This is a genomic window from Luteimonas kalidii (assembly GCF_029887935.1).
GTDB lineage: Bacteria > Pseudomonadota > Gammaproteobacteria > Xanthomonadales > Xanthomonadaceae > Luteimonas > Luteimonas kalidii.
The window spans coordinates 187,990-200,105 of record NZ_JARXRO010000015.1 but is presented as its reverse complement, the minus strand read 5'-3'; the positions used below and the strand labels follow the sequence as shown (position 1 = coordinate 200,105).

10 protein-coding genes are annotated in these 12,116 nt (G+C 71.6%); 6 read left to right on the top strand and 4 right to left on the bottom strand.

Annotated features, from left to right (window positions below):
* Positions 1-4 precede the first annotated feature (4 nt).
* The 4 genes from QFW81_RS09745 to yeiP all read left to right on the top strand — a co-directional run bounded on the left by QFW81_RS09745 (position 5) and on the right by yeiP (position 4,994).
* The gene (locus QFW81_RS09745) at positions 5-901 is read left to right on the top strand and encodes a hydroxymethylglutaryl-CoA lyase (RefSeq protein WP_280578611.1); all 897 of its coding nucleotides are present in this window, start codon (positions 5-7) and stop codon (positions 899-901) included.
* Complete coding sequence (locus QFW81_RS09740; protein WP_280578565.1) at positions 898-3,459, top strand: sensor domain-containing protein; 2,562 nt, start codon at positions 898-900, stop codon at positions 3,457-3,459. Before QFW81_RS09745 ends, QFW81_RS09740 begins: the two co-directional genes overlap by 4 nt.
* A gap of 98 nt (positions 3,460-3,557) precedes the next feature.
* Positions 3,558-4,328 carry an SDR family NAD(P)-dependent oxidoreductase gene (locus QFW81_RS09735; RefSeq protein ID WP_280578564.1) on the top strand — a complete coding sequence of 257 codons (771 nt, stop codon included), beginning with the start codon at positions 3,558-3,560 and terminating at the stop codon, positions 4,326-4,328.
* 99 nt (positions 4,329-4,427) lie between these two features.
* Entirely contained in the window at positions 4,428-4,994 is a 567-nt protein-coding gene (yeiP, locus tag QFW81_RS09730) for an elongation factor P-like protein YeiP (protein ID WP_280578563.1), read from the top strand.
* A 207-nt stretch (positions 4,995-5,201) separates the two neighbouring features.
* On the opposite strand, the gene QFW81_RS09725 is transcribed toward yeiP, so the two are convergent.
* From QFW81_RS09725 to QFW81_RS09715, 3 genes are all read right to left on the bottom strand, one after another.
* Positions 5,202-7,202: a DUF7844 domain-containing protein gene (locus QFW81_RS09725; protein WP_280578562.1), complete on the bottom strand. Its 2,001-nt coding sequence runs from the start codon at positions 7,200-7,202 to the stop codon at positions 5,202-5,204.
* A gap of 13 nt (positions 7,203-7,215) precedes the next feature.
* Positions 7,216-7,518 (bottom strand): DUF2388 domain-containing protein, encoded by a 303-nt coding sequence (locus QFW81_RS09720; protein WP_280578561.1) that lies wholly within the window; start codon positions 7,516-7,518, stop codon positions 7,216-7,218.
* Positions 7,519-7,607: 89 nt separating this feature from the next.
* Positions 7,608-8,993, bottom strand: coding sequence for an FAD-binding oxidoreductase (locus QFW81_RS09715; RefSeq protein ID WP_280578560.1), 1,386 nt, complete (start codon positions 8,991-8,993; stop codon positions 7,608-7,610).
* A gap of 343 nt (positions 8,994-9,336) precedes the next feature.
* Between QFW81_RS09715 and serA the strand changes: the two genes are divergently transcribed.
* Both serA and QFW81_RS09705 read left to right on the top strand, forming a co-directional pair.
* A complete protein-coding gene (gene serA, locus QFW81_RS09710; RefSeq protein WP_280578559.1) occupies positions 9,337-10,578 on the top strand; it encodes a phosphoglycerate dehydrogenase in 1,242 nt (413 codons plus the stop codon).
* Positions 10,579-10,756: 178 nt separating this feature from the next.
* Entirely contained in the window at positions 10,757-11,440 is a 684-nt protein-coding gene (locus tag QFW81_RS09705) for an HAD family hydrolase (protein ID WP_280578558.1), read from the top strand.
* A gap of 61 nt (positions 11,441-11,501) precedes the next feature.
* Here the strand turns inward: QFW81_RS09705 and QFW81_RS09700 are convergent, their stop codons facing one another.
* Entirely contained in the window at positions 11,502-12,056 is a 555-nt protein-coding gene (locus QFW81_RS09700; protein WP_280578557.1) for an NUDIX hydrolase, read from the bottom strand.
* Positions 12,057-12,116 lie beyond the last annotated feature (60 nt).

Here is a 12,116-nt window from a genome sequence, read left to right as displayed (position 1 = left end):
GGCGCTGCCGCAGCGTGTCCGCATCGTCGAGGTCGGTCCGCGCGACGGGCTGCAGAACGAATCGGCGCAGGTGCCCACCGCGGCCAAGATCGAGCTGATCGACCGCCTGTCCGCGACCGGCCTGCAGACCATCGAGGCGACCAGCTTCGTCAGCCCGAAGTGGGTCCCGCAGCTGGCCGATGCCGCCGAGGTGTATGCCGGCATCGAGCGGCGGCCCGGCGTGGCCTATCCCGTGCTGGTGCCGAACCTGCAGGGCTACGAGCGCACACGCGCGGTCGGCGCGACCGAGGTGGCGGTGTTCACCGCCGCCTCGGAGGCCTTCAACCGCCGCAATACCAACGCCGGCATCGACGAATCGCTCGCGCGCTTCGCCCCGGTGCTCGAACGTGCGCGCGCCGACGGCGTGCGGGTACGCGGCTACGTGTCGACCGTGCTCGGCTGCCCCTACCAGGGCGAGGTGCCGCTGGCCGACGTGGTGCGCGTGGCGCGGGCGCTGCATGCGATGGGTTGCTACGAGGTCTCGCTCGGCGACACGATCGGAGTGGGCACGCCCGGCAAGGCGCGCACGATGCTGCGCGCGGTCGCGATGGAGGTACCGATGCCGGCGCTGGCGGTGCATTTCCACGACACCTGGGGCCAGGCGCTGGCGAATGTGCTGGCCTGCCTGGAGGAAGGCGTGGCGGTGGTCGACAGCGCGGTGGCCGGCGCCGGCGGCTGCCCGTATGCGAAGGGCGCATCGGGCAACGTCGCCAGCGAGGACGTGGTGTACATGCTGCACGGCCTGGGCATCGACACCGGCATCGATCTCGACCGGCTCGCCGACACGGGACGCTGGCTGGCCGCCCTGCTCGGACGGGACACGGGCAGCAAGGCCGGTAAGGCCCTGGCGGCGGCCGGATGAGTCCGCGGCGGCTGCCGGACGAAGCGGCGATGCCGCCGGCCAACGACGGCACGGCGCAGATCGTCGCTTCGCTCGAGGCCGCCGGCCGCGACCTGAGCCTGCCCGCCGACGCCCGCGAGCTGTTCGCCCGCGCCCGCGACGCGCTGCGCGCCACCAGCAACGAGGCCGAGGCCGCGCGGCTGCGCTATCACGCGCTGTTCGACGCGGTCCCCGACCCGGTCAGCATCCTCGACGAGCGCGGCATCGTGCTCGACCTCAACAAGGCCGGCCTGGCCGCATATCGCCGCCCGCGCGAGGAGATCGTCGGCCGCCCGATCGAGGTGCTCAACCCGGACCTGCCCAAGGACCACATGCAGCCGGTGCTGGAGACGCTCAATCGCGGCGAGACCTACGTGATCGAAGTCGCCAACATGCGCGGCGACGGCACCCGTTTCCCGGTGGAGGTGCATTCGGCGGGCTTCGTGCACGACGGACGCCGCTGCGTGGTGGCGGTGGCGCGCGACCTGTCCGCGCGCCGCGTGGCCGAGCTGCGCTACGGACAGCTGCTGGAAGTGATGGACAAGGGCGTGCTGGTGCTCGACGACCACGGCCGGCTGGTGCAGGCCAACGCCGCGGCGATGCGCATCCTCGGCGCCGACGGACACGTCGATTTCCAGACCTACCTGCGCGCGGCGGACTGGGCGATGGTCGACGAAGGCGGTCGTCCGATCACGGTCGAGGACCTGCCGCCGTCGCAGACCCTGCGTACCGGGCGCGCGACCGAGAGCCGCGTCCTGGGGCTCTACCACCGGCCCGAGCGCCGCCTGCGCTGGCTGTCGGTCAGCAGCGTGCCACTATTCGCGCCCGGCGGACGAAAGCCGGTGCAGGTGCTGTCGTTCTTCAGCGACGTCACCCAGCTCAAGCGCGACAGCGCCCTGTTCGACCGCGCGCAATCGCTCGCCCACATCGGCGGCTGGGAATGGGAGGTCGACCGCGACGCGCTGTACATGACCGTCGAGGCGCTGCGCATCCTCGGCGGCCGCCCCCTGCACAGGATCGGCGACCTGCTCACCGCCCTCACCCGCGACGACCGGGCGCGCCTGCGCGACGCGCTGGACGTGGCGATCTCGGGCAACCGGCCCATCGACATCGAGGTGCAGGGCACGCATGCCGACGGCAGTCCGCTGTGGGTGCGCATCATCGGCGAGGCCGAGATCAACCGCAGCGAAGGCACCAGCATCACCGGCACCCTGCAGGACATCACCGAGCGCAAGCAGGAGCAGGAAACGCTGCGGGTGCGCGCGCGCACCGATCCGCTCACCGGCCTGCTCAACCGCGACGCGATGCTGTACGAGCTCGACACGCGCATGCGCGACCCGCTGCGAGGCGGGATCGCGGTGCTGTACATCGACCTGGACCGGTTCAAGATGGTCAACGACGTGCTCGGGCACGCCGCCGGCGACGACCTGCTCAGCACGGCGGCGCGGCGCATCGCCCGCGCCGCGGGCACCGAGGGCCTGGTCGCACGCTTCGGCGGCGACGAGTTCCTGGTGGCCTGCAACACCCGCGACGACGAGACGCGCCCGGACCGCATCGCCGACGCGATCCTCGAGGCGTTCTCCGAAAGCTTCCGCTTCGAGAAGGAGGAGTTCGCGATCACCGCCAGCATCGGCATCGCGCGCGCGCCGCGCGACGGCGACCGGCCGCAGCTGCTGATCCAGAACGCCGACGCGGCGATGTACGACAGCAAGCGCCGGATCCGCAACGGGCGCCAGGAGTTCACGCCCGAGCTGGCGCAGTCGCAGGAGAACCGCCTGCGCATGGAAACCCAGCTGCGCCGCGCGGCCGACAACGACGAGTTCCGCCTCGTCTACCAGCCGCAGGTCGACCTGCGCAACGGCGCCACCGTGGCCGCCGAGGCGCTGATCCGCTGGCAGAACCACCAGCTGGGCGAGATGCGCCCGGACCATTTCATCGGCCACGCCGAGACCACCGGCGACATCGTGCGCATCGGCGGCTGGGTGCTTCGCCAGGCCTGTCGCCAGGCGGCCGAATGGCGCGACGCCGGACTCGGGATCATCCGGGTCGCGGTCAACGTCTCGTACCGCCAGTTCCTGGTCGAGGACCTGGCGCGTGCGATCCGCGAGGCGCTCGACGAGCACGCCCTGCCCGGCTCAGCGCTGGAACTGGAGTTCACCGAGCGGGTGCTGATCGAGGACGCACCCGACACCCTGCGCACGTTCGCGGCGCTGCGCGAGATGGGCGTGATCCTGACCATCGACGATTTCGGCGAGGGCTACAGCGCGCTGAACTACCTGCGCCGGCTGCCGATCCACGGACTCAAGCTGAGCCAGCTGTTCGTCGAGGGCGTGCCGGGCAATGCGTCCGACGTCGCCGTATGCCAGGCGGTGGCCGGCATCGCGCGCAGCCTCGGCCTCGGGCTGGTGGCCGAGGGCATCGAATCGGAGGCGCAGCGGCGCTTCATGCTCGAACTCGGCGTGCCGGTCGGCCAGGGTTTCCTGTTCGCCCCGGGGCTGACCCCGGACGAGTTCGCACGGCGGATGACGGCCAGGACCTGATCCGCACCGGCAGCCGCCCTGTCCCCGACCCCGCGTGCGTCGGCGCGGCCGAGGCGCCTGCCGGTTAAAATGCCGGTCTTTCCCCAGCAGGACCCGCCATGCATTCCGATTCCGTCCGCGCCATCGTCACCGGTGGCGTCTCCGGCCTGGGCCTGGCCGTGGCGCAGCGCCTGGTCGCCGATGGCGGCCGGGTGGCACTGTTCGACGTCAACGACGACAAGGGCGCCGCCGCGGTGGCCGCGCTCGGTAGGGACAACGCGCGCTACTTCCATACCGATGTCACCAGCGAGGACGGCGTCACCAGCAACGTGGCCGAGGCGGAGGCGTTCCTGGGTGGTCTCAATGTCGGCGTGAACTGCGCCGGGATCCTCGGTGCCGGGCGCGTGCTCGGGCGCGAGGCGCCGATGCCGCTGGCGAACTTCAGCACCACGGTACTGGTGAACCTGGTCGGCAGCTTCAACGTCGCCAAGGCCGCGGCCGCGCGCATGCAGCACAACGCGCCCGGTGACGACGGCGAGCGCGGCGTGATCGTGAACACCGCTTCGGTGGCGGCCTACGAAGGCCAGATCGGCCAGGCCGCGTATTCGGCTTCGAAGGGCGGCGTGGTCGGCATGACCCTGCCGATGGCGCGCGAGCTCGCGCGCTTCGGCATCCGGGTCAACACGATCGCGCCCGGCATCTTCTGGACGCCGATGGTCGATGGCATGCCGGACGAGGTGCAGGCCTCGCTCTCGGCGTCGATTCCGTTCCCCTCGCGCCTGGGCCGGCCCGAGGAGTTCGCCGACCTGGTCGCCTACATCGTCGGCCACCGCTACCTGAATGGCGAAACCATCCGCCTGGACGGCGCGGTGCGGCTGGCGCCGAAGTAGCCGGTCCACGCGTCGCAGCGCGAGCGTCGACGCAGCGCAGGAACCGGCTCCATGCTCCCGTCCGGGCCCTCCCATTCCACTCCCGAGTTCCGAATCCGCATGAAAGCCTACGACGTCAAGAAGGGAAACGTGGTCGAACACAACGGCACCGTCTACCAGGTGCGCGACATCGAGCGCAGCTCGCCGCAGGGACGCGGCGGCAACGTGCGTTTCCGCTTCATCATGTACAGCGTGCCCGGCGGCAACAAGCTCGACGCCAGCTTCGACGGCGACGACAACCTGAGCGAGGTCGAGCTGCTGCGCCGCCAGGCCAAGTTCTCGTACAAGGACGGCGAGGCGTTCGTGTTCCTCGACGACGAGGATTACACGCCCTACACCCTCGATGCCGACGTGGTGGGCGACGATGCCGGCTACATCACCGACGGCCTCACCGGCAGCTACGTGCAGATCATCGACGAACAGCCGGTGGCGCTGCAGCTGCCGCAGCACGTGACGCTGGAGGTCGTGGAGACGCCGCCGGAACTCAAGGGCGGCACCGCGACCAAGCGTCCCAAGCCGGCCCGGCTCAGCACCGGCATCGAGATCATGGTGCCCGAGTACATCGTCAACGGCGAGCGCGTGCTGGTGAACACCACCACCGGCGAGTTCGGCGGTCGCGCGGACTGAGCGAGCCGCGGCCCTACCCCGCAACGTCGCCGGAAACGTTGCCGGAAAAGCGTAGCTGGAACGTCGCCGGAAACGTAGCCCGGATAAGCGACGCGCATCCGGGGCCCGCGCGGATGTCCCGGATGCGCTCCGCTTATCCGGGCTACGCGGCGACGCGGCTGGGCCACCGCGGACGCTCGGGGCGTACTCACCGCGACCGGTCCTTCGTCAGCGCGAGGACACGGATCGCGCGCCACCCAGCTCGCGCAGGCGCGCGCCCAAAAGCGCCAGATTGGATTCGGCGGCGTCCAGCCGGTGCCGCTGGCCGGACGGCAGCCACGTCCGCGCCTCGCGCATCAGGTCCTCGCGCAGGCGGCGCAGGCGCGCGTCGTCACGCACCACCGCATCCGACAGGCGCGCACGCTCCTCGGCCTGCGGCAGGCCGTAGCCCGCGCCCGGCAGCAGCAACGCGGGCCGCCCGGCGTAGGCGCCATCTTCCAGCAACTCGCGCAGGCGGCGCAGCGTCCCGGCAGGATCGGCCCCATCGCGCACCGGCGTCGTGACCGGGACGAGCAGCGGGTCGCCGGCAGCGTCTCCGGCGGTGGCACGGCCGTCCACCGGATCGGGGTCTGCCTCGATGTCGTCGCGCTCCTCGCGGGCATCGTCCAGGTCCGACGCGCCGGACCGCCCTGCTTCGTCGCTACCAGCGTCCTCGCCGCGCAGGAACCGCTGCTTGAGCATCTCGCGCGCCTGCGCCTCGTCGCGTCGCAGCGCGGCCCGCTCCAGCACCAGCAGCGCCGCGGTCGTGCGCAGGTCGCCGCGCGCCAGCCAGGGCCGTCGCTCGCCGGGGTCGAGCGCGAACCAGGCCTGCACGTCGCCGGCCGGCAGCGCGTGGGCGGCGGTGGCGATCGCGAACATGTCGGTGAAGTACGTTTCCAGCGATTCGAAGCGGTAGCCCAGCCGCAGCGCGGCCGCGGGATCGGCCAGCACCGAGGCGTCCGCCACGCCGTCGCGTTCGAGCCGGCGCAGCAGTCCGGTGGGCGTGATGCTGCGCAGGTCCGCGCCGGCCAGGCGCGGGACGCCGTCGTTGAGCAGCTTCCAGGTCTCGACCGCGCAGTTGTTGGTGACGAACCGGTAGCGCCCGTCGTAGCTCCAGTGCACCTGCGCGGCGCGTTCGAGCAGGCCGGAAATTTCATCCTCGCCGAGCCGCAGCGGCACCGAGCGCAGTCCGCGCAGTTCCACCCGCGTGTACTCGTCGAGTACCTGCGACAGCGGCAGGATGAACAGGCGCGCGGGATACGCGCCGGTCAGGCCGCGCCAGTTCGACACCTGGACATCGTCGACGAAGGCGCGGAACGACAGCACCAGATGGTGCGACAGGTCCAGCCGGCAGTCCGGCCCGGGCGGGCGCCCCGGCGCGCACACCACCAGACGCAGCATCGAATGCCCCCAGCGGCTCATGGCGCGCTCGTCGGGTTCCGCGAGCAGGTAGTCGACGGCATGCACGCGCGAGGGATCCAGCGACTCAAGCCGCAGCGCGGCACCGTCGTCGCCGGAGGCGACCAGCGGCACCGTGGCCGCGCATTCGGAGGACGCCATCGGCGGGGCGCCGAAGTGCGCGCGCAGCAGCCGGTCCACGGCCGGGCGTCGGCAGGCGTAGTCCGGGTCGAGCAGGAAGTGCTCGAAGTTCACCGCCACGAACTCGGACGGAGAGGCGTACTCGTAGGGGTCCGGGCTGCGCTCTCGCAGGGAGTTGCGCGGCGTGCGCAGGCCGAACCGCAGCGGAACCACCGGCCAGCCGGCCAGGTCGAGCAGGCGCGGGTCGCGCGCCAGGTCGCCCGCGCCGGAGCGCGCATGCACGTGCGCCAGTTCGTGCAGCAGGGCCGACAGCGCGGCGTGGGCGCCGGGATCCGCGCTTGTCGCGTGCGGATCGCGTGCAACCCAGCCGTCCAGCAGCGCGCGTCGCAGCGCGATGTCGCCGCCACGCGCGCGGCCGTGGACATGCTCGGGCAGGTCGTCGCGCCAGTGCAATCCGACGTTACGGTCGAGCCGCGCCACGAAAGCAGGCGGCAGGCGCGCCAGCGCCGCATCGGCCAGCGCGCGCGTGGCGTCGGCCTCGGTCGGCGTCAGTCCCTGCGGGTCGACCGTCAGCCGCAGCGCGGCTGCCGCCGGCAGCGCGACCCCGAGCAACGCGACCAGCCCGCAGGCGCGGACCGCGAGCCACCGCACCGGCAGACGCCGCTCAGCGGGCGAGGATCGACTGCGCCAGGGCGAGGTCACTGGCCGCGCGTGCGCCCGGGTCGGATTCGCGCAGGTGGCGCAGCGCCGCTTCCAGCTGCGCGCCGCGGATCGCGCCGTCGCTGGCGACGAACAGCGCGGCATCCTCGTGCGCGTCGACCACCACCTTGTCGTCGCCCGAGGTGCTGCCCGAGGAGGCCGACGATCCGGCGGCCGAACTCCCGCCCGTGGTTCCGCCGAAACTTCCGGCATGGGCGGCGAGGCTGGTACAGGCGAACAGGGCGAACCCCAGGGCGATGCGGATCATCGTCGGCGAAGGCGTGTGCGGAGGAATCGCGAGGGTAGCCGTTCGCGCGGCCATGTGGCTGAACACCGGCCACGCCGCGCGCAGGCTGCTCACGGGTCGAACAGCTTGCCCGGGTTCATCAGCCCGTCCGGGTCGAGCACGCGGCGGATGCCGCGCATCAGCGCGATCTCCGCCTCGTCGCGGGTCGAGCCCAGGTACGGCTTCTTGACCAGGCCGATGCCGTGCTCGGCGGAAATGCTGCCGCCGTGGCGCTGCAGCGCGCCCGCCAGCAGCTTCGTGACCCGTTCGCACTCGTCCACGAACCCGGACTGGTCCATGTCGTCGGGCTTGAGCACGTTGATATGCAGGTTGCCGTCGCCGATATGCCCGAACCACACCACCTCGAAATGCGGGTATTCGTGGGCCAGGAGGGCCTGGGTCTCGGCCAGGAACGCGGGCATGGCCGAGATCCGGACCGCGACATCGTTCTTGTACGGGACGTACGGCGCCAGGCTCTCTGTGATCCCCTCGCGCAGGCGCCACAGTTGCGCAGCCTGGGCCTGGCTCTGGCTGATCACGCCGTCGAGCACCCAGCCCTCGCCCACGCAGTGCTCGAACGCCGACAGCGCGGCGTCCTCGCCGGCTTCGCCGGAGGCGAACTCGGCGACCACGTAGTAGGGATACGTCTCGTCGAACGGCGCCTGGGCGCCGTGCGCGAGGACGTGCTGCAGGGCGCGGTCGGTGAAGAACTCGAATGCCTCCAGCCGCAGACGCGCGCGCAGGGTTTCGAACACCCGCATCAGCGATTCGAAATCCGGCAGCGCCAGCAGCATCACGCTGCTGCCCGGCGGCGGGTCGGTGAGCCGCAGCGTCGCCTCGACGATGATGCCGAGCGTACCCTCGGAGGCCACCGCGAGGTGGCGCAGGTCGTAGCCGCTGGAATTCTTGACCAGCGCGCGCCCCAGATCGAGCAGCTCGCCGCGCCCGTCGACCAGCTTCAGCCCGGCCACCCACTCGCGGGTATTGCCGTAGCGGATCACGCGGATGCCGCCGGCATTGGTGGCGATGTTGCCGCCGATGGTGCACGAGCCCCGCGCCGCGAAGTCCACCGGGTAGGACAAGCCGTGCTCGCGCGCGGCGTTGTGCACGGCCTCCAGCGGCATGCCCGCCTGGACGGTGAGCGTGCGGTCCACCGGGTCGAAGCCGATGGCGCGGTTCATGCGCTCCAGGCTGACCACCAGTTCACCGTTCGCGGCCACCGCGCCGCCGGACAGGCCGGTGCGCCCACCCGACGGCACCAGCGCCACACCCTCGGCACGCGCCCAGCGCACGATCGCCTGCACCTGCTCCGCATTCGCCGGCAACGCAATGGCCAGCGGCGCCGGGGTCCAGCGCCGGGTCCAGTCGCGTCCGTAGTGCTCAAGATCAGCGGGATCGGTGAGCAGGCGCAGCTCGGGCTGCGACTGCGCGAGCGCGGCCAGGCGCGGGTCGGTCATCGGAACTCGCAGGCGGACACGGGAGCGCAAGCGTGCCAGTCGCCATCGCGGGCGTCCAGCACGCCGCACTCGTGACGGCGGGATGGGCGCATTGCCTGTCCGGCGTGCGCTGCAGGCGAATCGCCACGGGATGGCGGAGGCTGCGGCCGTCGCCGCAGAACGCATCGCGCGGCCGAGCGGAAATCGTTTCGGGAGCAACGGACGTCGCCACGACGTCGCAGTGTTCCGTCCATCGCGTGCGTCGTTCCGCCCGGCGCGACAAACGGCGCGCGTGCCGTGCGGAATCCGGCGCGTGCATCTGGAATAATGCCGGTCCCGCCGCACCCACCGGACTCCCACGCGCATGACGGCCCTGAAGACCTCGTTCCCGAAGCAGGACATCCGCGTGGTGCTGTTCGAAGGCATCAGCCGCAGCGCGGTCGAGGTGTTCGAGGCCGCCGGATACGCCCAGGTCGAGCTGCTGCCGAAGTCGCTCGCCGGCGCGGACCTGATCGAGAAGGTGGCCGGCGCACACATCATCGGCATCCGCTCGCGCACCCAGGTCACCGCCGAGGTGGTCGCGCAGGCGCGCAAGCTGATCACCATCGGCTGCTTCTGCATCGGCACCAACCAGGTGGATCTCGAGGCCGCCGAGCTGGCCGGCATCCCGGTGTTCAACGCGCCCTACTCCAACACCCGCAGCGTCGCCGAGCTGGTGCTGGCCGAGGCGATCCTGCTGATGCGCGGGATCCCGCAGAAGAACGCCGAGTGCCATCGCGGCGGCTGGAGCAAGTCGGCGCTGGGCAGCCACGAGGTGCGCGGCAAGACGCTCGGCATCGTGGGCTACGGCCATATCGGCACCCAGGTCGGCGTGCTGGCCGAATCGCTGGGGATGCAGGTGCTGTTCCACGACATCGAGGCCAAGCTCTCGCTCGGCAATGCGCGCGCCGCCGCGGGCCTGGACGACCTGCTCGCACGCGCGGACGTGGTGACGCTGCACGTCCCGGAGACGCCGGCCACGCAGCTGATGTTCGGCGCGGAGCAGATCGCGCGCATGAAGCCCGGCGCGCACCTGATCAACGCCTCGCGCGGCACCGTGGTCGACATCGACGCGCTGGCCGCGGCGCTGGATTCGGGCCAGGTCGGCGGCGCGGCGGTGGACGTGTTCCCGGTCGAGCCCAAGGGCAACGACGACCGCTTCGAGTCGCCGCTGGTCGGTCGCGACAACGTGATCCTGACCCCGCACGTGGGCGGCAGCACGCTGGAGGCGCAGGACAACATCGGCACCGAGGTGGCGGCCAAGCTGGTGCGCTACAGCGACAACGGCAGCACGCTGTCGGCGGTGAACTTCCCCGAGGTCACCCTACCCGAACACGCCGGCAGCCACCGGATCCTGCACATCCACCGCAACGTGCCGGGCGTCCTGTCGAAGGTCAACGAACTGTTCTCGCGCGAGGGCGTGAACATCGACGGCCAGTTCCTGCGCACCGACGCCAAGGTCGGCTACGTGGTGATCGACGTCGCCTCCAGCCCGGAAACCACCGCGCGCCTGCGCGCCGCGCTCAACGAGATCGAGGGTACGCTGCGCACGCGGGTGCTGTACTGAGGCGAGGCCTCCCGGCGCGGGCGCGCACCGGCGATACCGCACGCGCCGTGATCGGCTTCGGACCGCTGCAGCGCCGCGCCGCGCGGCGCGCTCACCCGTCCCGGACATCGCTGGTGGTTGAATGCGCGTGTTCGCGTCCGCAGCGATGCGGTCGCCCCTCCATCCCGAGGATCCGCCGATGCCCCGCGCCGACACCGCCTTCCTGTTCGACCTCGACGGGACCCTCGTCGACAGCGTCTACCAGCACGTGCTGGCGTGGAAGGAAGCGCTCGACCGCGAGGGCGTCGACCTCTCGGTCTGGCGCATCCACCGCAAGATCGGCATGAGCGGCGGGCTGTTCACCAACATCCTGCTGCGCGAGACCGGCCTGGACATCACCGACGAGCGGCTCGAACGCCTGCGTGCCTGGCATGCCGAGGCCTACAACCGCCAGGCTGCAGCCGGCGCGATCCGGCCGCTGCCCGGCGCGCCCGAACTGCTCGCCTTCCTCACGGCCGAAGGCATTCCCTGGGCGATCGCGACCAGCGGCCGGATGGAAACCGCCGCCCCCAACATCGCCGCGCTCGGCGTGGATCCGGCCAAGGTGCCGGTGGTGACGCGCGACCAGGTGCGCTACGCCAAGCCCGACCCGGACCTGTTCCTGGCCGCCGCCGACCGCCTGGGCGTGGACATCGGTCAGTCGCTGGTGATCGGCGACAGCATCTGGGACATGCTGGCCGCGCAGCGCGCCCGCGCGCTCGGGGTCGGGCTGCTGTCCGGCGGATACGGACTGGAGGAACTGGAACGCTCCGGCGCGTTCCGGGTCTACGACGACCCGGCCGACCTGCTGCGCCACATCGACGAGGTCGCGGCGCGGCGCTGAGCCGGCGCGCGATGCGCACGGATTCCCGGCGACGCCTCGCAGGACCGCGCGTCCACCGACGTCACTGCACCCCGAGCCAGCGGTCCGCCATCCGCCGCAGCGACGCATCCGCCCGGTCGTCGTCACGCACCTCGCGGATGTCGCGCCAGGCAAGCGCGATCGATTCGGCACTCACCACGTAGCGCTCGTCCTCGCCGGCGTGCACGACGTAGCGTACGTCGTAGTGCCAGTGGCCGGGGACGTCGCGGTGGTCCGGGATCCAGTGGCGATCGAGGTCGAAGATCGCGGGATCGGCAGACAGGCCGGCGAGTCCGGACTCTTCCTCCGCCTCGCGCAGCGCCACCTGCCGCAGGTCGCGGTCGCCATCGGCATGTCCGCCCGGCTGCAGCCACAGCCCCAGCTTGCGGTGGTGGGTGAGCAGCACGCGCGTGCGCGACCGGTCGACCAGCCAGGCCGAAGCGGTGAAGTGCCCGGCCAGCCGCGTGCGCAGGAACGGATCTTCAGGGTCACGCAGCAGCGCGGCGAACTCCGCCGCAGATGCCGCCTGGTCGGGCCGACGCCGGGCATGGGCCGCGAATGCGGCGTCCAGCATGTCGAGCGGATCTGGTTCCTGCATCCCCACCTGCCTCCACCGTCGTTCGGGAAACCTGTCATTCTCCGGCATCCGGCCACGGGT

Bases quoted from the DNA above. Each gene is read 5' to 3' on its own strand.
- QFW81_RS09740 (WP_280578565.1), top strand. From the start codon at position 898: ATGAGTCCGCGGCGGCTGCCGGACGAAGCGGCGATGCCGCCGGCCAAC.
- QFW81_RS09735 (WP_280578564.1), top strand. From the start codon at position 3,558: ATGCATTCCGATTCCGTCCGCGCCATCGTCACCGGTGGCGTCTCCGGC.
- yeiP (WP_280578563.1), top strand. From the start codon at position 4,428: ATGAAAGCCTACGACGTCAAGAAGGGAAACGTGGTCGAACACAACGGC.
- QFW81_RS09720 (WP_280578561.1), bottom strand. From the start codon at position 7,518: ATGATCCGCATCGCCCTGGGGTTCGCCCTGTTCGCCTGTACCAGCCTC.
- QFW81_RS09715 (WP_280578560.1), bottom strand. From the start codon at position 8,993: ATGACCGACCCGCGCCTGGCCGCGCTCGCGCAGTCGCAGCCCGAGCTG.
- serA (WP_280578559.1), top strand. From the start codon at position 9,337: ATGACGGCCCTGAAGACCTCGTTCCCGAAGCAGGACATCCGCGTGGTG.
- QFW81_RS09705 (WP_280578558.1), top strand. From the start codon at position 10,757: ATGCCCCGCGCCGACACCGCCTTCCTGTTCGACCTCGACGGGACCCTC.
- QFW81_RS09700 (WP_280578557.1), bottom strand. From the start codon at position 12,056: ATGCAGGAACCAGATCCGCTCGACATGCTGGACGCCGCATTCGCGGCC.